The sequence below is a fragment of the Paenibacillus sp. SYP-B3998 genome, from assembly GCF_010820665.1.
In the GTDB taxonomy this organism is placed as follows: domain Bacteria; phylum Bacillota; class Bacilli; order Paenibacillales; family NBRC-103111; genus Paenibacillus_E.
Genome location: NZ_JAAIKC010000001.1, coordinates 666,169 through 687,714 on the forward strand (window position 1 = coordinate 666,169; position 21,546 = coordinate 687,714).

Here is a 21,546-nt window from a genome sequence, read left to right on the forward strand (position 1 = left end):
TGTATTCATAAAGACGGTTAGTTAAATGTGCACCTCCTTGTAAATTGATGTTTCAAGCTAAATCTAATTAATTATTCCAGTGTACAAATTAAATATAAAATCATCCATTATTTTTGTCAAGACAATGAAGCTAGCGTGGTAGTTGTGAACGATTGTACAAATTAGTAAACTTGTGTCAAAATAGTCCAGTGTACAAATTAATTAAATTTGGTTGTTATGAAATGATTTTGAATACATGTAATCCTATTGTTAGGATATGAAATAAATAGCTGGAAGGGTGGCTTTACATGAAAGAAGTGACTGGAAATTTACAGTTGATGAAAAAAATAAATAGTTCTTTGATTTTAAATTTGATTCATCGCGAAGCTAGTGTGTCGAGAGCGGAAATATCTCAAAAACTCAAATTAAGCCCAACCACCGTTTCCGCTCTTGTAGATGAACTCATTAAACAAAGCTTAATCGACGAGATTGGCGAAAAATCATCTCAAGGCGCGGGAAGAAAAGCGATCGCATTGGAGATTAGCCGAGATAAAGGGTACATCATTTCGATCGGTTTAGGAAATAATCATTTCAATGCGGCACTGATCAACTTTCACAACGAGATCGTGTATGAATTTCAACAGCCAATAATTAAAGGAAATGAACGAATTTATCAATTTATTAAGAAATCTATCGATATATTATTAGGGGCAAGTATGATTAAAGAACAGTCGCATATAAGAGGTATTGCGATCTCGTCGCCTGGAATCATTGATGAGTTTGGTGAAACCATACTTACCTCAACCTTGCTGCAAATAAATAACCTGGAAATAAAAAAAATGTTGGATAATGAATATAACTATCCTATTATTGTTGTAAATGATGTCAAAGCGGCTGCATTTTCTGAATATTACAGCGGCACCAGAAAAACAGAAAATTTATTTTTCTTATCCATTGATTATGGAATAGGCACTGGCTTGATTATTGACGGTAAAATTTATAAGGGGTACAAAGGGGCTTCCGGAGAAATTGGACATATTCAGATTGATCCCAATGGGCTGCTTTGTCAGTGTGGGAAAATTGGCTGTATAGAAACGGCTTTGACGGAGCCGTATATTCTAATAAAGGCGCAAAATGCTGCGAGGAAAAGTAAAATAACGCATATTCCACAAACTTTTGATGAGTTTTTAGAGCGGTATGAGAAGGGAGAGGCGTGGGCTGAAGAAACGATGAAAGCGACTTTTTTTCTGATCGTCCAAATGCTGGCGGCTTTCATTAATTTTATTAGCCCAGAGGTACTTGTCCTTTCTGGTTGGGTAAATCGCTCTGAAAAGCTAATGCGACAGCTCAAATTAGAACTGTCCCAATTTCCATTTCCTATCCCCTTCGAGGAGACGAGAATCGTACCGGCTTCTTTTGGTGAAAAAAACTTTCTCATTGGCGCCGCTACGCTGATGCTGCATCAATTGTTTAGAGCCTACATTTAAAATGTCGAAAAAGTACCTCTACGGATGTTGAAAAGAGGTATTTTTTATTTGTAAAAATTTATGTAAGGGAGGGGCTTGATTTTAAAAGAAATTATCAGTAAACTATTAATAAGTTTAGTGGACGAATTAATTATGCGAGGAGGAAACAGGATGGCTCCAATGAAGCTTTACATGAGTGCTTTTGCGCGTAAGTCTACTCCTCGTAATGAAGCTTAGATGCTGGCCTTCGCAATTCTTTATGAAAAGCAATTAGGCAAATCCAAAATGTAAGCGTTCTCTAAAATGGAGGTGTTTAGGATTGGCGGTCCTACGTGTAACTAAAAAGTCGAAATTCACTTTACTTGTTGAAGAAGTAATCAAGCACAAATGGCTGTATCTCATGTTCTTACCTGTCATGATCTGGTATGTCATTTTCACGTATTGGCCGATGTTTGGCGTTGTGATTGCCTTTGAGAAGTTCAATGCAGTTAAAGGAATATGGGGAAGTGAATGGGTAGGCTTAAGGAACTTTCGGCAAATTTTCAGTGATCCGTATTTGATCCGAATATTGAAGAATACGTTTCTTCTCAATATTTATGGGTTGCTTTTCGGGTTTCCAATGCCCATCCTTTTGGCACTTTGCTTTAACGAAGTAAGGAATATGGTTTTTAAAAAGATTACGCAGACGCTTAGTTATTTGCCGTATTTTATATCGACAGTTATTGTATGCGGCTTTGCCTTGACCTTTCTTTCCCCGAGTACAGGGGTAGTGAACATCATTCTTAATAAATTTGGCATTGAAAGTATTTATTTTTTGCAAGAACCGGGCTATTTCCGAAGCATTTATGTTTTCCTTGGCATCTGGCAAGGTATGGGGTTCTCGGCCATTATTTATATCGCAGCTCTTTCGGGGATCAGTCCTGAGTTATACGAGGCTGCTAAGATAGACGGAGCTAACCGATGGAAGCAGCTTTGCTATATTACGTTTCCCAGTCTAATCCCGACGATTACGATCATGCTCATTTTGAATATGGGGAGTATGCTAAGCGCGGATGTATCGAAGATTATCCTTTTATATAATCCAACCACTTACGAAACCGCTGATGTACTAAATACCTATGTGTACAGACAAGGCTTGCTAGGAACCAATTACAGCTATGCAACGGCTATTGGCCTGTTCCAGGGCATCGTCGCTTTCATTCTCGTATTTGGCGCTAACTTATTCAGTAAAAAGGTAAGCGAAACATCGCTCTGGTAGAAGGAGGGGAGAGAGTATGGGTGTGAAAAGGAAGTCGGATAAGGGAGATTTGCTTTTTGATAGCGTCATTTATTTGCTTATTATCTTCGTGTGTGTGATTACCTTGTATCCGTTCGTTTATGTGATTAGTCTGTCGATTAGCAACACTAGCAATGTGATGCATAATGATGTCTTGCTCTTCCCCAAGGGTTTTAACTTAGCCGCGTACAAAGCAGTTTTGAGTTATAAGGGGATATTTGTAGCTTACGGCAATACGTTGTTTTATACCTTGTTTGGAACCCTAATCAGCTTAATGTTGACAGCGTTTGCAGCTTATCCCTTGTCACGAAAAGAATGGAAATTTCGCAATGTGGCGACGATTTTTTTAGCGATTACTTTATGGTTTGGCGGGGGGATGATCCCGTTCTATTTAATGATGAAGGATATGCATTTGCTTAATACTCGTCTAGGCGTTTTGCTTTATGCCGCCATCTCTACCTTTTACATCATCGTTATGAGAACCTATTTCGCCAGTTTACCCAAGGAATTGGAGGAGTCAGCCAAAATTGATGGTGCCAATGATCTTAGAATCTTCTTCCAAATTGTGTTGCCGCTATCCAAACCCGTGTTGGCTGCAATTGGTCTTTATTATGCCATTGATAAATGGAACTCTTTCTTCTGGGAAATGATTTTGTTAAACAAAGATTCCTTACTGCCTGTTCAAGCGCTATTGGTACGCATCATTCGTGATAGCTCGTTCGATAAAGAGATACAATCGGCCTTAACGCATAACCTAGAGGTACTTCCAATTACGATCCAGTATGCGGCTATTATTGTTACATCGCTACCTATCATATTTGCCTACCCGTTTCTACAAAAGTATTTTGTTAAAGGGGTGATGATCGGAGCCATCAAAAACTGAACATTTGTCAGCCGATATAGTTTAGTTAAAAGTATGTATACATAAAAAGGAGGTTTACCATGTTTCAAACATCCAAATGGTTTACAAAAGTTCTCCTATTATCAACGCTTACGCTTACTATCGCTGCTTGTGGACATACAACAGATGATCAAGGAACATCTACTGGGGCCGAATCGGCTGGGCAGAAGCCTACGAAGCTAACCGTATTTATTGCAAGTCGGACGACAGATGCCTTGTATACGAATGAAACCTTGATCTGGAAAGAGTTAGGCAAACGGTTGAATCTTGAATTTGAGTTTATTACAGGGGATAAAAAAACGATGATAACCAAGCTGCCGCTTATGGTAGCTTCGGGAGAGTATCCGGATATTGTTTCTGGGCAAATTACGGACTTCAATAAATTTGGGCCGCAAGGCGCATTTATACCGCTTAATGAGTTAATCGCTAAACAAGCGCCTAATATTACGAAATATTTGGTAAATGATAAAGAAGCCAAATCGCAGACGATTGCCTTTGACGGTAATTTGTATTCTGTTCCTATGCTATCGGCTGTACGTACGTCCGAAGGACCTCTTGTTCGTCAGGATTGGTTGGATCGCTTAGGTCTACCGCTTCCCGAAACGATCGAGGACTGGCATACGATGCTTAAAGCGTTTAAAGAGAAGGATCCTAATGGCGATGGGAACAATGACGAAGTTCCTTTTTCGACGACAGACACCTATTATTTGAATTTTGCCGATGCATGGGGAATTGACTTGAATGTTGATAGTCGATGGATGCAAAGTAATGGAAAAATGATCTATACGCCAATCGATCCGCGCACGAAGCAATATTTGACGACGATGAACCAGTGGTACTCGGAAGGGCTGTTTGATAAAGAATTGTTATCAAGACAGGATAAAGATTACCAAACGATGATTTTTAACAATAAAGTTGGGGCAACTAACCATTGGATCGGTTATGTTGCAGGGTTCAACGATATGCCGGAAGCTAAAAAAATTCAAGGCTTTCATTTCCAAGTAACCAAACCACCTGTGTTGAATAAAGGTGATAAACCGTTAACGGATCGCCAGCAGCAACTTACAGTGCCTTGGTCATGGGCAATTAGTAAAAGCAATAAAAATGTGGATGCGACAATGAAATTGTTTGATTATGTTTACAGTGATGAAGGCCGTACATTGTTAAATTTCGGCATCGAAGGAGATACGTTCACTAAGCAAGCGGATGGATCGTTTAAGTATACAGATAAGATCGTTAAAAATGCAGATGGCTCTGCGAAAGCCTTGTATCGTATCGGTGCTCAACCGCTACTCGGTTTTCGTCAGGACCCTCAGTATGAAAAAGCATCATGCTTGAGCGCGGATAGCTGTAAGCAGTTATTCAATTATGTAGATCATAATTACTTCAGAGAGGCGATCCCTACCTTGAAATATTCAGATGCCGACATGGAGGAATACAACCGGATTACGACGCAAATCAATACATACGTGGATGAAATGCTGAGCAAGTTTGTTGTCGGTCAAGAACCCATCAGCAAATTTGATAGCTTTGTTACAAAAGTGAAATCAATGAACTATGATCAATTAGAAAAAATTCAAAATAAAGCTTATGAAAAATATAAAGAATTATCGAAGTAGTACTTCCTAGGCGTGATTGATGTTAATAAAAGCTAAGTACGGTCTAAGAAATGATGACCAGCTTAGCTTTTTTATTTCAAATGGAAACAAATGTAACCCCGTGTAACAGTTGTTATGTAAACAATGTATCCGCTTTCAAATTTCTATTGACACATCTTCGACATATGCATTAATATCAAATTAACAAATCGACGCATGACTCAGGAAAACGTTTGGGTGAAATTGGGGTTTATGTTTGGACGAAGGGGTTGTGAGAAATGCCAACACTAAAAGATGTGGCAGAACGCGTTGGCGTCTCCATATCAACGGTTTCCCGTGTAGTGCGTAACGATACCAGCAAACACATCAATCCGGAAACGAAGTTGAAGGTATGGGAAGCTGTACGCGCGCTTGATTATAAGCCTAACGAATCTGCACGTTCCCTTGTGAAGCAGCAGAAAGAAGGCAAACGACAAACGAAACAAATTGGCTGTATCATCCAAGCGGCTCGCATTAATGATGATCATCCTTACTACTCGCCTATTATTACCTCTTTTAATAAAAAAATACTTGAAGCCGGTTATTCCCTAGCCTTCATACATACTTCCGAGGAGCTGACGGATGAAGCTCTTCTGCACAGATGTATGCATGAGATTCAAGTTGACGGCATCATCATTATTGGTGAAGTTGGTCATGAGGTTCTCACATATTTGCAGCAATCAAATGAGCTTGCTATCGTCGGTATTTGCACGAGCGGTACAGAAATTACGATGGTCGATTATGACCGAATTCCTGCAGCCAAATCAGCTGTGGATCATCTCATTTCCCAAGGTCACAGGAAAATAGGATTTGTCGGTGGTCCTGGACATACAGGTGAGTTAAACAGTGAGGAAAGATTCCAAGGTTACAAATTTGCTTTGTATGATGCGGGAATTCCACTGGATAAAGAATGGATCATTGATACGCGTTGGCAAATTGATCGCAGCTATGAACGGTTGGCAGATCAGTTGAAGCGGGAAGAGCTAGAGCGACCAACAGCCATTTTTGCCGCCAGCGATCAGTTAGCGTTACCAGCCTTGCGCGCAGTGCTTGAAAGCGGCTTACGCATTCCAGAGGATATCGCCTTTGTTTCTATGGATAATATCGATTTTGCCCAGTATACAACACCGCCATTATCTTCGGTTCATGTGCCTAAGGTTGAGATTGGCACGAGGGCAGCCGCGACTTTGCTAGACATGCTCAAAGGGCAGGAACCGCTTCTTTCGAAGGTGCTTCTGCCGCATAAATTGATGGTGCGACAATCTTCTGTTTTCAATAGAAACTAAATTTTTTAGTTCATAGGATAACGTTATTATGATTTGGGCCCAAATAAATAATTTAAAAATTAACTTGATTATATAAAGGAGGTGAGGGTACTTTCCCAGCTGGCGTAGATTTGTAATCAAGTGGAGCACTTACAATTTCTTTCCCAAAAAAAATTAAAAAGGGTGATCTTGAAATGGTAAAACACACAAAGAAAGCTGTTTTATTGACATTACTTACTGTGAATATGATTGTTGTTAGCGCTTGCAGTACGGCAAATACATCCAATCAATCGTCAGCTGCTCCCACCAATGATGCCAAAGCTACTGCTGGAGCAACTGGGGAGAAAGTGACCCTTACCTATGGCGGTTGGAAACTGGACACCATAACCGAAGTTATCAAGGCGTTCCAAGCAAGTCATCCTAACATTGAAGTGAAGGCGGAGAATACGCCTTATAAACAGTATTTCACGAAATTAGAAACGTCGGCACAAGGCGGTACCATGCCAGATGTGCTCTTGATGAATGGGCCTAATTTTATTAAGTACGCAGACAATGGCATGCTCAAGGATATTACTGGGAATATCAAGGCGGATCAACTCGATCTCAATAACTTTCCAGCTTCTCTTGTCTCGCTTTATAGCCTAAACGGCAAAAATTACGGGATTCCAAAAGATTACGACACAATCGGATTATGGTACAACAAGAAATTGTTTGATGAAAAAGGGGTTGCTTATCCAGATGCCTCCTGGGATTGGAACAAACTTGTTGAAGCCGCTAAGAAATTAACAGATACTTCAAAAGGCATTTACGGCTTCGCGGCGCCAATGATGAATCAGGAAGACTACTATAATACGATTCTGCAGGCTGGCGGCAATGTGATTTCTGATGATCATAAAAAATCAGGCTATGATCAGCCGGAAGCGATTGAAGGATTGAAATTTTTAACAGATCTTATCCAAGTGCACAAAGTTTCCCCAACCTTGGCTCAAATGACGGAAACAGCTCCAGCAGACATGTTTACTTCAGGTAAGCTAGCGATGTATTTTGATGGCTCTTGGGCAGCATTCACAATTAATCAAAATCAAGACATGAAAAATAATGCAGACGTTGCAGTACTTCCAAAGGGTAAAAAACAAGGGGTTGTTATTCACGGTCTTGGCAATGTGATCTCTGCGAACACGAAGCATCCGAAGGAAGCATGGGAATTCGTCAAGTTTTTGGCTTCCAAAGAAGCTGCGGAAATTGCCGCTAAACAAGGTGGAGCCATTCCAGCTTACAAAGGTAGCGAAACTGCATGGTTAAGCGCATTCCCACAATATCATGCCAAAGCGTTCATCGATATGACAGCGTATGCAAGTCCTTATCCAGTGTCCAAAAACACATCTGTCTGGAATACGTATGAAACCGATATTCTCAAAAATGCTTGGACCGGAGAGAAATCCGTTGCCGATGCAGCCAAAGAGCTTGGAGCTAAGATGAACCAAGCGTTGGCCGCAGAAAAATAAACGAGTGGGAGACTCGTTCTTGTAGCGAGTCTCCCATCTATATGCCACACTCGGGAGCGTAGATATGTATGCGAATGCGATTAATGACGCTTAGAAAAGCATGGTCAGGCTCAAACCGTTATTCTGATTGGTTATGGGCGTATCTGATGATATTGCCGCTCATGCTTGGTTTGATTGTTTTTTACATTTGGCCTGTGTTTCAGACGTTTTATTTCTCGTTCACAGATTGGGGATCCTTCGGTATCCATAAGTGGGCAGGATTAGCGAACTACAAAAGGCTTTTCACGGATATAACGCTGCTTAAGTCTTTCCGCAACACCGCTATTTATATTGTCCTTGCTGTGCCAATTGGGATCATCTTGTCTATTCTTCTGGCTATTTTGCTAAATCAGAAAATCAAAGGATTGTCTTTTTACCGGACGATGTACTTCCTTCCCGTCGTTACGATGCCAGCGGCTATCGCGATGGTTTGGAAATGGTTATACAACTCAGATTACGGATTGATTAATTACTTTTTAAGCTTATTTCATCTTCCAGGGCCACACTGGCTGACAGATAACCGTACAGCGTTATTGTCCATTATTATTGTGGCGGTATGGTGCTCTATCGGCAGTCATATGATTATTTTCCTATCCGGACTGCAAGGCATTTCATCTTCTTATTATGAAGCCGCATCCATAGATGGAGCGAATGCAGTAACCAAATTCATTCGAATTACATTGCCATTATTAACGCCAACACTCTTTTTCGTTACGGTCACTTCGCTAATTAGCGCCTTTCAGGTGTTCGATTTCATCTATATGATGGTTGGGGATATCGTTATTGAATCTACGCAGTCCATTGTTTTCCTCTATTTTAAATACGGATTTTTGCAAAACAGCAAGGGTTACGCTTCTTCCATTGCAGTATTGTTATTCATCATTATTTTACTGATCACGTATGTGCAGCTAAAGATTCAGAAGAAATGGGTTCACTATGAATAAGGAGGCGATCAGATGAATGTGAAATCGCAGCGTTATAAATCAACACGTTTTCAGCTGGGAATCGTCCACCTGATTCTCATCCTCGGCTCCGTCATCATGGTGGGTCCTTTCCTATGGATGTTTCTTACTTCGGTGAAAACATTAGGAGAATCGACGGCAGTACCTCCGATTCTATTTCCACATCAATTTCAATGGTCGAACTATACAAAAGTGTTCGTGAACTTGCCGTTTTTCACCTTTTACTGGAACACGTTCATTACAACCGTAGCCAAGGTAATCGGACAGCTTATTATTTGTTCCTTAGCAGCCTATGCGTTTGCGCGGATCGCGTTCCCGGGCCGCAATTTCTTTTTTATGCTGATGCTGTCCGTCCTGATGGTTCCGGGTCAAGTGTTTCTCATTCCCCAATATATGATCATGAAAGATCTCGGTTGGTTGAACTCACTAACGGCGCTTATCGTGCCGGGGTTGTTCAGCGCTTTTGGCACCTTCTTGTTAAGACAGTTTTTCATGACGCTGCCGCACGAGCTTGAAGAAGCAGCGAAGCTAGACGGCTGCAACCAGCTCCGCATATACTGGCGGATCATGCTGCCGCTTGCCAAACCGGGTATGATCGCTTTGGCAATTTTCACAATGCTGTGGTCATGGAATGATCTCATGTGGCCGTTAATCGTTAACAGCTCTCCTGATAAAATGGTCCTTTCTGCAGGCATCGCGTTCCTGCAAGGGGAGCATCAGACCAACTACACCATTATTATGGCAGGTTCGATGATGGCTATTTTGCCCATGATCATCATTTTCTTTATTTTTCAACGTTCATTTATAGAAGGCATTGCTTTCACTGGAGGCAAGTCATAAGGAAGAGGGAATCGACGATGCAAAAAGTTACGGCAATTCTATTAGGTGCAGGCAGTCGCGGGGCTCATGCCTACGCGCCTTATGCCTTAAATTATCCTCACGAGCTTGATATTCTCGCGGTTGCAGAGCCAGACGAGGAGAGACGAAATGCGTTCGTAGCCGCGCACAATATTGCCGAGGCGCATGCCTATGCGGATTGGGATCAACTATTGGCACAACCCAAAATGGCTGATATCGCGATTATTTGTACACAAGATCAGATGCACTATCACCCGACGCTCAAAGCGTTGGAGCTTGGTTATCATATCCTTCTGGAAAAACCAATGTCTCCAACACCGGAAGAATGTGTAGAAATGGAGCTAGCGGCCAAGAAGCACAATCGATTGCTGACGATCTGCCACGTACTGCGTTATACATCCTTTTGGACGGCGATGAAGCACGTTATTGACGAAGGGAAAATCGGTCAAATCGCTTCCATTCAATTAAATGAAAATGTGGGCAACATGCATATGGCGCACAGCTTTGTTCGTGGGAATTGGAACAACTCGGACACATCAAGCCCGATGATTTTGGCCAAATCCTGTCATGATATGGATATCCTATCCTATATCATGAATGAGCCGTGCGAGCGTGTGAGCTCATTCGGATCATTAATGCATTTCAAAGCGGAAAACGCGCCGGAGGGCGCACCTGCACGCTGTTTGGACGGCTGTCCTGCGGAAGCGACATGCCAATATTATGCACCCAAATATTATTTGGGCACGGGTAGAGGCTGGGCATCCAAGTTTACAATGGATACTAGCTTAGAGGGAATTCTCTCTGCTCTGCGCACTTCGCCTTACGGCAAATGTGTCTACCGTAGTGACAACAATGTCGTCGACCATCAAGTCGTTAACATGGAGTTTGAAAGTGGTGCGACAGCTATGTTCAGCATGTGTGGATTTACTAGAGATAACACCCGTATTGTGCAAGTGATGGGCACGAAGGGCGATATTAAAGGAAATATGGAGGAGAATGAATTTACCGTTCATGATTTCATAACGAATCAGAAGACGACCATTCAAGTTGATGCATCTGCAGAAGGACACAGCGGGGGAGACGCGGGAATCGTACGCAGTTTTCTGCGCGAAGTCAGAAGCTATGCGGGTGGAGAAAGTTCGTCCTCTGCATCGGCGTCAGTCCGAAGCCATCTCATGGCGTTCGCAGCAGAGGAGTCACGTCTCAATCAAGGCAAACCTGTAGAAATCGAAGCCCTTTACCAACGGTTGGTGCCAAATCCAGTCTAGAGATGGCGAAGACCACTTTTAAGAAGCAGGATAGTAGATGATGGTTTTGTACACCGTTTTGGTGTCTGCAACGTTTTTGTAATAGTGCGGACGATCAGCGGTGAAGTGTATCGCATCCCCGATATCGAGGGTGAAGCTTTCTTCGAAGACGGTTAGCTCAAGCTTGCCGCTTACCATCAGAATATATTCCTCAACGCCTTCGTTATGGGGCTCGGAAGCGTGACTGCAGCCGGGCTCCATTTCTACTGTGTACACCTCAAAACCTTTTTGAGGGTTAAAAGGGAAAAGTGGATAGGCGCGGTATTGCCCATCTTCTTCTTCGAAAGGGGATAAATCTGCTCCCCGTACAACGGTAACTTGCGGCTCGTCGTCTTCGATCAGGCTCGTAAAGGAAATTTGTAAACCACTCACAATTTTCCATAAAACCGATATGGTCGGATTTGAATCTCCTCGCTCAATTTGCCCCAACATCGCCTTGCTAACACCTGTCAGCTCGGCTACTTGATCTAAACTCAGACCTCTCGTTCGACGAATGTTTAACAGCTTTCGTCCTACCTTTTTGTGGATCGGCTCCTGCATATTTGTACACTCCTTTTCACGTAATCGTCGCTTATAAAAAATGCCTATTTACAATATAGCATACATTCGTGTAACATCATATACAGATGGTAAAACGCACGTATGTACACTATAGTACATTCATCTTAGGGAGGCATTGCGATGGGCGCAAGTATGATTGGACTGGTTAAAGAGCATCGAGGTTATGGCGCAACATTGAAAGAAGTTCCTGTACCGACTTGTGGGGATGACGAAGTACTTGTTCGTGTTCAAGCGACGTCGATCTGTGGAACAGACTTGCACATTTATAAATGGGATGCATGGGCAGAACGCACAGTCATCACCCCAAACGTTTTTGGACATGAATTTGCGGGAACGGTCGTAGAAGTCGGAGCAAGGGCAGCAGGCGTGCGTGTGGGCGATTATGTCTCCGCTGAGGGACATATGGTGTGTGGCACTTGCAAAGCCTGCCGAACAGGGAATGCTCATGTATGCCCGAATACCAAGAGCTTCGGAATTACAGCGCCAGGCTGTTTTGCAGAATACGCGATTGTGAAAGCCAGCAACATTATTCATAATGACGCTAATCTGCCCAGTGAAATCGCTTGTTTGCAAGATCCGCTAGGCAATGCGGTGCAAACCGTTTTATCCGGAGATATTGTTGGGAAAACAGTTGCGATCATCGGGGTCGGGCCCATTGGTTTGTTAGCGATTAAAGTAGCCAAAGCATGCGGCGCGGGTGCGATCTATGCGGTTGATATTAATCCGAATCGGCTGCAGATGGCTCGGCAGATGGGGGCTGACTCAACGATTCATGCTTTGGAAACGCGTACATCTGAAGCTTTACGCGCGTTAACTGGCGGCGAAGGCGTGGACGTTGTCCTTGAAATGTCCGGCAATCCGCAAGCAATCGTTGATGGCTTTGCAGCTGCGGCCAATGCGGGCAGAGTCTCTTTACTTGGCATTCCGACCCAAGAGGTATCGCTTGACATAACGAATCAAATTATTTTTAAAGGACTGAAGGTCGAAGGGATAACGGGCCGGAAGATGTATCAAACTTGGTATCAAATGAAAGGCCTACTCAATCAACATCGTCTTGATCTTGCATCAGTCATTACACATAAGTTTAAATTAGATCAATATGAAGAAGCCTTTCAATTAATGAACGAAGGGCAATGCGGTAAAATTGTATTTATACACTAACCGTTACAGGAGGCGGCTATGAACTATTTGAATGATTTAGCGGCGGATATTGCAGGGTGGAAACGGGATGGAAGGTATCGTTCGCTTAAGATTTGGGAAAGCGGTTCCGAAACATGGATGCACTTGAACGGAAGGCCAATTCTCCAAATGTCCTCGAACAACTATTTGGGACTCACTACGCATCCCAAATTGAAACAAGCAGCGATTCAAGCCATTGAGAAATACGGGGTAGGCAGCGGATCAGTTCGGACGATTACAGGAACGTTAGATATTCATGACGAGTTGGAACTTGAACTTGCCAAATTCAAAGGCACAGAAGCAGCACTCGTTTTCCAGTCAGGCTTCACGACGAATCAGGGCGCTTTGGCGTCCATCCTTGGGGCAGACGATGTCGTCATTAGCGACGAATTGAACCACGCCAGCATTATAGACGGCATACGGCTGACTAAAGCGAGCAGGAAGATTTTCGCCCATAAGGACATGGATCAATTGGAAGCGGTTCTCAAGGAAACACAGCATCATCGTAAACGGGTAATCGTGACAGATGGCGTGTTTAGTATGGATGGGGACATTGCTCCGCTTCCTCATATTGTGCAATTAGCCGAGGCCTATGACGCGATTGTTTATGTGGATGATGCGCATGCCAGCGGTGTGCTAGGCAAGAACGGCAAAGGATCGACGGATCATTTTGGTCTTCATGGGCGCGTTCACATCCAGATCGGCACCTTGTCTAAAGCGATTGGCGCTGTTGGCGGCTATGTGGCAGGTGCGCAGCTCCTGAAAGAGCATTTGATTCATACGGCGCGGCCGTTTTTGTTCAGTACCTCGCAGCCGCCAGCTGTTGCCGCGACATGTTTGGCAGCCATTCAAGTCCTGCAGGAAAGCTCGGATTTGGTAACGAAGCTGTGGAACAATGCCAATGGATTCCGAGCAGATTTGAACCAGCTTGGCTTTGATACAGGCGCTAGTGAAACACCAATTATCCCGATCATTGTCGGCGATCCGGCCCAAACGATGCGTTTCTCGGATCGTCTGTTGGAGGAAGGCATCTTCGCGCAAGGGATCGTATATCCGACTGTCGCGATGGATAAAGGGCGGGTACGGCTGATTGTGACCGCACAGCATTCGGAGGACGATTTATCCTTTGCCCTGCATGCATTATCGAAGGTTGGTCGCGAATTCGGTCTCATCTCTTAATCGGAATAAAAGCAGAAAGGGTAGACACGAGGTCTACCCTTTTCTCATATGGAGCTTATTTAAAGTCACCTAGCAAATAGTTATAGAAAGGCTCGTCAACCCAGAACTTATAAGATTCAACATCCAGAGCTGGGTTGATTTTTTTGATGCCTGTTACGACATCAGCTGATTTATCGCTAAGCGAAAAGGATTGCGCGTAGTAATGTCCTTTTGTAATTTTGTTGTTAGCGATTTCTTTATAGTCTTTTATGGAAGTGAGGGAGTAGTAAAGCGGCTGCCACCAAGAAGCATAGATAAGTCCGGTTTCATCCTTACTATTTTTCTTTGCGTATTGGAAAATAACTTGTTGGAACTTGTCTTTTTGTTCGGCACTCGTGAATTCGAACTCGATATCATATTCCTTCGCATAGGCGATATAGTTGCCGTTATCGATTTGAACAACTTTGTAATCGTCGGTTTGGGTCGGCTCTCCCCATTCTTTCAAATAAATGAATGCCGATGTTTTTGGCTCCAGTTGCACTTTGGCTTCGATGCCCTCGCTGCGAAGCAGGCCGATCAATTGCGTCGCGTGCGTGATATCGGAATGACCGTATGTAAGGGATAGCTTTTTATCGAAATTCGCATTAAAGCGAGTATCCTTGAGATTATAGCCCGTGACTAGATTCTTTTTCAATGCTTCATCGAACACAGCCCGCAGGTCGCTTGGCGTGATTAAGTCTTCTGTTTGCCAAGCGTCATTTACTTTTCTGAAAATATTCTCGTCGAACGTGGTGCCGATGTAATGCTTATATTGGCCTTGGAAGGTTAGGATTTGGACCAACAAGTCGCTTACAAAGCTGTCAGTTGCAGCGTCATTGGGCTTGAATGCGGAGAGATTCTCCGAAGTCAGGAGACCTGTATCTACAGCAACAGCAAGCTCTTGCGCGGCTTGAAGCGTAAGCTGGTTGTCTTGGTCATAATCAATATGGATTTTATTCAATGCGGCTTTGATTTTATCCTTGGAGTATGTATAAGCTAGCTCTTTTATTCCCGCGGCTTTTACGGCGATGAAGGTGGCTTGGAGCTCTGAAAGCGGTTGGTCGCCTTGCAGCTTATTTTCGCTTAAAATGCCTTTTTCGAGAAGAGCCTGAGCAGCCTTGTAATAGGGGCTGTCTTTTTGCAAGTCAGTAAATTTATTTTCTTGTTCTTTGGCGTCCAACTTGAGAATACGATCAACCGCATTAACGAAGTCCCCTTTAGATAAGGAAGCGGATAAGCTGATGTTGTAATTATCCTTTAAAAACTGCTTGTATTCGGTGGCGGAGCCGTTCGTTTCAGCAGCCAACACAACAGGGCTGAATGCGGAAACCGAGGCGAAAAGTACTGCGGATAATGCGACTGCTTGGACGGTCTTTAAGGAATGTAATCGTTTCATAGGAAGAAAGCACCTCCGAGATTTTTTTAATTCTTATAGGATTAGTATGATTTATTGCACTATATCAAGTATACTATCTTGTGTCAATGTATTTTTGAGTCCCCGTTCAAGCGCTTCTCCATGACTACGTAAGGGAAGCCCTCTTTTGTAAATACCTGATTTGTTTCTTGCAAGCCAAACTTAGCGTAGAAATCCGCTTTAGACTTTCTAGCGTTGCATCGAATGATGCGCACACCTTGAGATTGCGCTTCATTAATGATGAAGTGAAGAAGCATACTGCCGTAGCCTTTTCCTTGTTCTTGTTCTAATGTGGCGAATTTGCGAAATTGAGCTTCATGCTCATGAAGGATGAAGAGGGAGATGACGGATAGAAGGCGTTGACCATCGAAAAGTCCATAATGCAAGCCATTTTCATCATCTTCCAATTTGACAAAATCAATGGGACGGTCAGGCCACATGACCGCATGTCGTAATGTCCAAGCGAGTTCTTTCTCAATACGTGCGATCTTCATAAGGATTCATCCCTCCAAATTGTTGACATGTTAGGTGGAATTGACTACTATCAGTTTAGTTGGAAAAGTCACAATTTGTCGAATAGCAAAAAAATATCTTTGACTATATCCGAGTTATTTAGTAGGATATACCTAAAGTATAGATTATACATACATATGTAAAAGGGGAGAAACCACACACATGAAAAAAGCACTATTTTCAATTTTTGCCGTTACTTTGTTAGTGACGGGTTGCGGTACAGCCAAAACAGAAACGGCTTCACCTGCAGCTACCAAAGCTGCTGAAGCAACTAAGGCGCCAGAAACGAAATCCGCTAAAAAAATCATCCTCATTACGCCAGAAAAAATCGGCGTGAACCCTTTCTTCGCTCAAGAGGATGAAGGCGTGAAAAAAGCTGGGAAAGAATTCGGCGTAGATGTGAAAACGGTAGAATCCACAGATGCAAGCGCAATTGAGCAAAACTTGCGCGCCGCTGTTGCTGATAACTACGATTTGATTATTACGAGCTCCTTCGAATCTGAGGATGCTTTGAAAAAAGTAGCTGCTGAGAATCCGAAGAAAGCTTTTGCTATTATTGATACGGTCGTGGATTTGCCAAATGTGAGAAGCGTTGTTTTCCGTGAGCAAGAAGCTTCCTATTTGCTTGGCGCTGCTGCTGGTCTAGCAACTAAGAAAAACGTCGTTGGTATGGTTGCAGCTGTAGATATCCCGTTAATTAAGAAATATACTTTGGGCTTCCAAGAAGGTTTGAAAGCAACGAACCCGAACGCAAAATTCATCGTGAACTATGTAGGGAGCTTCACAGATCCGGCTAAAGCAAAAGAGCTTGCTTTAACGCAGTTCTCCCAAGGAGCGGACTTTATTGCCGGCGCATCGGCAGTTGGCGATCTTGGCGTGTTCGAAGCGGCAAAAGAAAAAGGCTTTTATACGTCCGGACAAGATATTGATCGTACAGTAACGGATCCTGAGCACATCGTGCTTTCCCAATTAAAAGGAACGGACAGCGTGGCTTACCAGACGGTAAAAGATTTCGTGAATGGCACGTTTAAGTTCGGCGCTGTCGATTACGGCTTGAAAGAAGACGGCGTAGGTCTTACGTTCGTAACAAAAGAAAGTAAATCCCAATTGAGTCCGTTTGTTGGACCAGAAGTTGTAAATAAAGTGAAAGCTATCCGCGATGATATCGTTGCCGGTAAAGTAACCGTAACGAATCCTCTGAAATAGGAAGTTCAACAATCGCATAATGAACCCGGAAACTGTTTACGGAGACGTAGGCAGTTTCCTCATGTCTAGGTAGAGGAGTGCGAAACGGTTATGCTGCTTCAAATGAGCCAAATTACAAAAAGTTATGGGAGCTTAACGGCCAACTCGAATGTAGACTTTTCTTTGCGTGAAGGCGAGATTCATGCGTTAGTCGGGGAGAATGGGGCAGGCAAAACGACCCTAATGCGTATCCTTTACGGGATGGAACAGCCAACAGCAGGCAGCATCCATTTGCGCGGAAAAGAAGCTGTATTTGCGAATCCAACGGACGCCATTCGCTGTGGGATCGGGATGGTACATCAACATTTCATGTTGTTTCCGTCTTTTACCGTGGCCGAGAATATCGTGATCGGTAACGAGCCGAAGGCTGGCGTGAAGTTTGACCGTAAGCAAGCGGCGATCCAGGTCGAGGAGTTGTGCGCTAAGTATCGACTTCCTATCGATCCGCTTAAGAAAGTCGCTGATTGTCCGCTAGGACTACAGCAGCGCGTAGAAATTCTGAAGGTGCTTTATCAGGGCGCAGATATCATTATTTTAGATGAACCTACAGGTGTTCTGACGCCCTTGGAAGCGAAAGAACTGCTTGTTATTATGAAAAGTTTAGCCAGTCAAGGCAAAAGCTTCATTATTATCACGCACAAGCTGCATGAAGTGATGGAGGTTGCGGATCGGATCACCGTCTTGCGTGATGGTAAAATTACAGGAACACTCGACGCATCCGCTACGAACGTAGAGGAGCTGTCGAAGCTTATGGTCGGCAGGGAGTTGGCAAACGCATCTCGAGCTGCCGCTAACCTCGGTGAAACCGTTCTCGAAGTGAAGGACATCTCCATCCAAGGAGGCAAGGGAAAGCCAATTTTGGATCGTGTCACGCTCCAAGTGAAAGCCGGAGAAATCGTTGGTATCGCTGGTATTTCCGGGAATGGACAGTCCGAGCTCATTCAAAGCATCACGGGACTTCAACCAACCGATCAAGGGCAGATTCGTTTAATGGGCAAAGACATAACGGGATGTTCGGTAAGGGAAATCAGAGATGTGGGGCTTTCTCATATTCCTGAAGACCGCTACCAATGGGGGGCGGCGAAGGAGGGAACTGTTCTTGAGAACGGTACGATGGGCCACCACCGAACGAACAGTCGTAAAGGCATTCTGAAAGGAAAATCCCTGCGCAATATGGTGGACGGTTTTATTCAGCAGTTCCAGATTAAAGCAGGCTCACAGGATACTAAAGTGAAATACCTTTCCGGGGGTAATCTGCAAAAGCTGATCGTAGCCAGAGAAATGGCGCAAAATCAGCCCTTCTTAATTGCCGCTGAGCCTACGCGCGGTGTGGATATCGGAGCGATGGAGCTTATACACGATGAGCTGTTGAAAAAACGCAGCGAGCAAGGAGCCATTCTTCTCGTGTCTTCGGAATTAACGGAGATACTCAAGCTCTCCGATCGTATTATTGTTATGTATGAAGGTCGAATTGCCGGCGAATTGTCTGCGCAGGAGGCGACTGAGGAACAAATCAGTCTATGGATGGCGGGAGGCGATTCGCATGCTTAACTGGAAAGCGAACATAAGCGCGTGGTTGCAGCCGCTCATTGCAATCTGCATCGGTCTAATCGGGGGAGCCATTGCTATTGCGTGGATTGGTGGCTCAATTACCGACACATATGCACAAATGTGGAAAGGGGCTTTTGGCAATTTCTACTTTCTGACGAACACCCTAACGCGGGCGACACCACTTATTTTGGTCGGCTTAGGGGTTTCAATTGCATTTCGTGCTGGATTTTTCAATATGGGATCAGAAGGCCAAATGATTCTTGGTGCGTTATCCGCAGCATTAATTGCGCTTTATTTGCCTGGGCCAGCCGTCTTCAAACTGATTGCAGCTATTCTTGGCGGTATTACCGCTGGCGGCATTTGGTCCGCTTTTGCAGGCTATTTGGATGCTAGGTTTAAAATGAACCTTATCATCACGACGCTGCTGCTGAATTACATTGCTGCCTTATTCGCCGGTTATTTAGTCGCCTATCCGTTGAAAGACAAAACAGGCTCCGCGGCGCTCGCGCAAACGATGATGGTGGACAAAAGCGTATGGCTGCCTAAGCTTTTCCAAGGGATGAGTGTGCATGCGGGCTTTATCATCGCAATTGGGCTTGCTGTCCTTTTATACATATTTATTAAATATACGAAGTCCGGTTATGAAATCAGGATGCTCGGTTATAATCCGTTGTTCGCTGCCTATGGCGGAGTGAACAGAGGGAAGCTGATGCTGGCGAGCATGTTTGCTAGCGGCGGATTTGCCGGACTGGCTGGCGCTGTCGAAGTGCTGGGCATGCAGTATCGGTATACCGACGGGATGGTGTCCAACCCAGGCTACGCTTGGTCGGGCATTATGGCGACGCTGCTCTCAGGAGCTCATCCGCTAGGCACTGCGGTGGCAGCTGTTCTTCTGGCGGCTTTGCAGACTGGCGGCATGGGTGTTGAACGAAACACGAGCATTCCATTGGAAATTTCGAGCGTTATTCAATCTCTACTCATCTTGTTCGTCACTGCCAAATTCAGCTACACGATCTGGAAGCGCAGAAAGGGAGGGAAAAGCGATGCAGCATCTTCTTGATGTTTCCTTATTCAATTCGATGATCCGAATGGTCGCTCCCATACTGCTTGCTGCATTAGGCGGGGCGATCTGTTCCAGAGTTGGGTTGTTCAATGTGGGCTTGGAAGGGTTCATATTGGTCGGCGCATTCTCAGCGATTGTCGGCAACCATTATACGGGCAATGTATTTCTGGCTGTCCTCATAGCGGTGGCAGCGACATTACTGTTTTCACTTATTTTTGCTTATATTAGTATTCATCTACAAGCGAATGTCATTGTCGTAGGTATTTCATTTAATTTTCTGGCCCTTGGTTTAACGGCATTTTGCTTAAAAGCTATCTTTCATGTCAAAGGCGCATTTTACGATAAAAATATGGTTGGATTACCGAAGTGGAATATTCCTTACATTCAGGACATTCCTGTAATCGGAGGCATTGTATCGGGGCATTCCCCGCTCGTTTACCTCGCTTTTGTGCTTGTTATTGGCCTTCAGTATTTCTTGTTCAGATCCGTACTTGGATTCCGGTTGCTGGCTGTGGGTGAAAATCCTGTTGCGGCTAAAAGCATCGGCATCAAGGTGAACCGGATGCAGTACGTGGCTGTGCTAATTTGCGGAGTGCTCTGCGGGCTTGCAGGCGCTCAATTGTCACTTGGACAAGTGACGATGTTTACCGAGGGCATGACTGCGGGTAGAGGGTTTATCGCGCTGGTGGCTACGATGCTTGGACAGGCGAACCCGCTTGGCGTTATGGCATCCAGCCTACTATTTGGTTTAATGGATGCATTCAGTATCAGGCTGCAAGGATTCTCACTGCCAACGCATTTCACCCAAATGCTTCCCTATGTTGTAACTCTGCTAGCGATGCTCTTCTTTAGAAAAAGCAGCTACATGGCAGATGCCCAGAAAGCAAACGGCAGCTCTAGGTAGCTGGGATGCGTTCGCTTAAGCAAGACGGTTAGGAGGATATCGAACATGAAAGTAGACAGTAAGGCGGAGCGTATTAAACGGATGAAGCTTCCTGTGTTAAAGGTTGCTCCTGAGCTGGCTGATCGGATACCGCCGGGACAGGTTGTGACGGATCGATTCCCTATTCTGCATGAGGGAGAAGTTCCTAATTACGAGATGAGCGAATGGACCTTGCGTGTGTTCGGTGAAGTGGCCGAAGAGAAAACGTTTCACTATGAAGAACTGCTCGCCCTGCCCCAAACGCAGGTCGTTTGCGATATTCACTGTGTAACCCGCTGGTCTAAGCTGGATACAGTTTGGGAAGGTGTGAGGTTTCGAGATTTTCTTCAGCTGCTGGATATTAAGCCTGAAGGCAAGTATGTTATGCTGCATGCGGATAATGAGTATGAGACAAATGTCCCGCTTGAAGATTTAATGGGGGATCACATTTTACTAGCGTTTAAGTATGACGGACAACCGCTCACGCTTAAACACGGCTGGCCGCTTCGTTTCCTCGTGCCTCATTTGTATTTTTGGAAAAGCGCGAAATGGATTCGCGGGATTGAATTTATGAAGGAAGATCGGGAAGGGTTCTGGGAGCGAAATGGCTTTCATAATACTGCGGAGCCCTTCGCGGAGCAGCGCTTCTCAGGGGAATCGATTCCGATTCCGGAAGATGAATGGGTAAAAAAGGAGTTTGATTAAT

At 44.2% G+C, this 21,546-nt stretch carries 19 protein-coding genes; 16 read left to right on the forward strand and 3 right to left on the reverse strand.

Translation table 11 applies throughout. The annotated features are described in order from the left end of the window. Positions 1–287 precede the first annotated feature (287 nt). From GK047_RS02955 to GK047_RS02995, 9 genes are all read left to right on the forward strand, one after another. Positions 288–1,466 carry an ROK family transcriptional regulator gene (locus tag GK047_RS02955; protein ID WP_163940896.1) on the forward strand — a complete coding sequence of 393 codons (1,179 nt, stop codon included), beginning with the start codon at positions 288–290 and terminating at the stop codon, positions 1,464–1,466. Positions 1,467–1,845: 379 nt separating this feature from the next. After that, complete coding sequence (locus GK047_RS02960; RefSeq protein WP_163943582.1) at positions 1,846–2,703, forward strand: ABC transporter permease subunit; 858 nt, start codon at positions 1,846–1,848, stop codon at positions 2,701–2,703. A 16-nt stretch (positions 2,704–2,719) separates the two neighbouring features. Further along, on the forward strand, positions 2,720–3,604 hold the full coding sequence (locus GK047_RS02965; protein ID WP_163940899.1) for a carbohydrate ABC transporter permease: 885 nt from the start codon (positions 2,720–2,722) through the stop codon (positions 3,602–3,604). A 59-nt stretch (positions 3,605–3,663) separates the two neighbouring features. After that, positions 3,664–5,241 carry an extracellular solute-binding protein gene (locus tag GK047_RS02970; RefSeq protein ID WP_163940902.1) on the forward strand — a complete coding sequence of 526 codons (1,578 nt, stop codon included), beginning with the start codon at positions 3,664–3,666 and terminating at the stop codon, positions 5,239–5,241. A 257-nt stretch (positions 5,242–5,498) separates the two neighbouring features. Beyond that, positions 5,499–6,545 (forward strand): LacI family DNA-binding transcriptional regulator, encoded by a 1,047-nt coding sequence (locus GK047_RS02975; RefSeq protein ID WP_163940905.1) that lies wholly within the window; start codon positions 5,499–5,501, stop codon positions 6,543–6,545. A gap of 173 nt (positions 6,546–6,718) precedes the next feature. Continuing rightward, entirely contained in the window at positions 6,719–8,029 is a 1,311-nt protein-coding gene (locus tag GK047_RS02980) for an ABC transporter substrate-binding protein (RefSeq protein WP_163940909.1), read from the forward strand. A gap of 68 nt (positions 8,030–8,097) precedes the next feature. Continuing rightward, entirely contained in the window at positions 8,098–9,012 is a 915-nt protein-coding gene (locus tag GK047_RS02985) for a carbohydrate ABC transporter permease (RefSeq protein WP_163940913.1), read from the forward strand. Positions 9,013–9,024: 12 nt separating this feature from the next. Further along, the gene (locus tag GK047_RS02990) at positions 9,025–9,870 is read left to right on the forward strand and encodes a carbohydrate ABC transporter permease (RefSeq protein WP_163940916.1); all 846 of its coding nucleotides are present in this window, start codon (positions 9,025–9,027) and stop codon (positions 9,868–9,870) included. 17 nt (positions 9,871–9,887) lie between these two features. After that, positions 9,888–11,156, forward strand: a complete 1,269-nt coding sequence (locus tag GK047_RS02995) for a Gfo/Idh/MocA family protein (RefSeq protein WP_163940919.1) — start codon at positions 9,888–9,890, stop codon at positions 11,154–11,156. Between the two features lie 18 nt (positions 11,157–11,174). Here GK047_RS02995 and GK047_RS03000 read toward each other — a convergent pair whose 3' ends face one another. Then, complete coding sequence (locus GK047_RS03000; protein WP_163940922.1) at positions 11,175–11,735, reverse strand: helix-turn-helix domain-containing protein; 561 nt, start codon at positions 11,733–11,735, stop codon at positions 11,175–11,177. A 141-nt stretch (positions 11,736–11,876) separates the two neighbouring features. Here GK047_RS03000 and tdh point away from each other — a divergent pair, with 141 nt between their 5' ends. After that, complete coding sequence (gene tdh / locus GK047_RS03005; RefSeq protein WP_163940925.1) at positions 11,877–12,917, forward strand: L-threonine 3-dehydrogenase; 1,041 nt, start codon at positions 11,877–11,879, stop codon at positions 12,915–12,917. A gap of 18 nt (positions 12,918–12,935) precedes the next feature. Further along, entirely contained in the window at positions 12,936–14,114 is a 1,179-nt protein-coding gene (locus GK047_RS03010) for a glycine C-acetyltransferase (RefSeq protein ID WP_163940927.1), read from the forward strand. A gap of 55 nt (positions 14,115–14,169) precedes the next feature. On the opposite strand, the gene GK047_RS03015 is transcribed toward GK047_RS03010, so the two are convergent. Together GK047_RS03015 and GK047_RS03020 are read right to left on the reverse strand one after the other, a co-directional pair. Further along, positions 14,170–15,528: an S-layer homology domain-containing protein gene (locus tag GK047_RS03015; protein ID WP_163940930.1), complete on the reverse strand. Its 1,359-nt coding sequence runs from the start codon at positions 15,526–15,528 to the stop codon at positions 14,170–14,172. Between the two features lie 83 nt (positions 15,529–15,611). Continuing rightward, positions 15,612–16,040: a GNAT family N-acetyltransferase gene (locus tag GK047_RS03020; protein ID WP_163940933.1), complete on the reverse strand. Its 429-nt coding sequence runs from the start codon at positions 16,038–16,040 to the stop codon at positions 15,612–15,614. Between the two features lie 181 nt (positions 16,041–16,221). On the opposite strand from GK047_RS03020, the gene GK047_RS03025 reads away from it, so the two are divergent. From GK047_RS03025 to GK047_RS03045, 5 genes are all read left to right on the forward strand, one after another. After that, on the forward strand, positions 16,222–17,265 hold the full coding sequence (locus GK047_RS03025) for a BMP family lipoprotein (RefSeq protein WP_163940936.1): 1,044 nt from the start codon (positions 16,222–16,224) through the stop codon (positions 17,263–17,265). A 90-nt stretch (positions 17,266–17,355) separates the two neighbouring features. Then, positions 17,356–18,855, forward strand: coding sequence for an ABC transporter ATP-binding protein (locus GK047_RS03030; RefSeq protein WP_163940939.1), 1,500 nt, complete (start codon positions 17,356–17,358; stop codon positions 18,853–18,855). Further along, positions 18,848–19,915: an ABC transporter permease gene (locus tag GK047_RS03035; protein WP_163940942.1), complete on the forward strand. Its 1,068-nt coding sequence runs from the start codon at positions 18,848–18,850 to the stop codon at positions 19,913–19,915. Before GK047_RS03030 ends, GK047_RS03035 begins: the two co-directional genes overlap by 8 nt. Then, positions 19,899–20,822, forward strand: a complete 924-nt coding sequence (locus GK047_RS03040; RefSeq protein WP_163940945.1) for an ABC transporter permease — start codon at positions 19,899–19,901, stop codon at positions 20,820–20,822. The genes GK047_RS03035 and GK047_RS03040 overlap by 17 nt, the downstream gene beginning before the upstream one ends. A gap of 45 nt (positions 20,823–20,867) precedes the next feature. Next, entirely contained in the window at positions 20,868–21,545 is a 678-nt protein-coding gene (locus GK047_RS03045) for a sulfite oxidase-like oxidoreductase (RefSeq protein WP_163940948.1), read from the forward strand. Position 21,546 lies beyond the last annotated feature (1 nt).

What these genes read in the sequence shown, in the direction of transcription:
- GK047_RS03000 (WP_163940922.1), bottom strand. Translation starts at nt 11,735, where the DNA reads ATGCAGGAGCCGATCCACAAAAAGGTAGGACGAAAGCTGTTAAACATT.
- GK047_RS02995 (WP_163940919.1), top strand. Translation starts at nt 9,888, where the DNA reads ATGCAAAAAGTTACGGCAATTCTATTAGGTGCAGGCAGTCGCGGGGCT.
- GK047_RS02980 (WP_163940909.1), top strand. Translation starts at nt 6,719, where the DNA reads ATGGTAAAACACACAAAGAAAGCTGTTTTATTGACATTACTTACTGTG.
- GK047_RS03015 (WP_163940930.1), bottom strand. Translation starts at nt 15,528, where the DNA reads ATGAAACGATTACATTCCTTAAAGACCGTCCAAGCAGTCGCATTATCC.
- GK047_RS02990 (WP_163940916.1), top strand. Translation starts at nt 9,025, where the DNA reads ATGAATGTGAAATCGCAGCGTTATAAATCAACACGTTTTCAGCTGGGA.
- GK047_RS03035 (WP_163940942.1), top strand. Translation starts at nt 18,848, where the DNA reads ATGCTTAACTGGAAAGCGAACATAAGCGCGTGGTTGCAGCCGCTCATT.
- GK047_RS02970 (WP_163940902.1), top strand. Translation starts at nt 3,664, where the DNA reads ATGTTTCAAACATCCAAATGGTTTACAAAAGTTCTCCTATTATCAACG.
- GK047_RS03030 (WP_163940939.1), top strand. Translation starts at nt 17,356, where the DNA reads ATGCTGCTTCAAATGAGCCAAATTACAAAAAGTTATGGGAGCTTAACG.
- GK047_RS03040 (WP_163940945.1), top strand. Translation starts at nt 19,899, where the DNA reads ATGCAGCATCTTCTTGATGTTTCCTTATTCAATTCGATGATCCGAATG.
- GK047_RS03025 (WP_163940936.1), top strand. Translation starts at nt 16,222, where the DNA reads ATGAAAAAAGCACTATTTTCAATTTTTGCCGTTACTTTGTTAGTGACG.
- GK047_RS02960 (WP_163943582.1), top strand. Translation starts at nt 1,846, where the DNA reads ATGTTCTTACCTGTCATGATCTGGTATGTCATTTTCACGTATTGGCCG.
- GK047_RS03010 (WP_163940927.1), top strand. Translation starts at nt 12,936, where the DNA reads ATGAACTATTTGAATGATTTAGCGGCGGATATTGCAGGGTGGAAACGG.
- GK047_RS02975 (WP_163940905.1), top strand. Translation starts at nt 5,499, where the DNA reads ATGCCAACACTAAAAGATGTGGCAGAACGCGTTGGCGTCTCCATATCA.
- GK047_RS02955 (WP_163940896.1), top strand. Translation starts at nt 288, where the DNA reads ATGAAAGAAGTGACTGGAAATTTACAGTTGATGAAAAAAATAAATAGT.
- GK047_RS03045 (WP_163940948.1), top strand. Translation starts at nt 20,868, where the DNA reads ATGAAAGTAGACAGTAAGGCGGAGCGTATTAAACGGATGAAGCTTCCT.
- GK047_RS03020 (WP_163940933.1), bottom strand. Translation starts at nt 16,040, where the DNA reads ATGAAGATCGCACGTATTGAGAAAGAACTCGCTTGGACATTACGACAT.
- tdh (WP_163940925.1), top strand. Translation starts at nt 11,877, where the DNA reads ATGGGCGCAAGTATGATTGGACTGGTTAAAGAGCATCGAGGTTATGGC.
- GK047_RS02985 (WP_163940913.1), top strand. Translation starts at nt 8,098, where the DNA reads ATGCGAATGCGATTAATGACGCTTAGAAAAGCATGGTCAGGCTCAAAC.
- GK047_RS02965 (WP_163940899.1), top strand. Translation starts at nt 2,720, where the DNA reads ATGGGTGTGAAAAGGAAGTCGGATAAGGGAGATTTGCTTTTTGATAGC.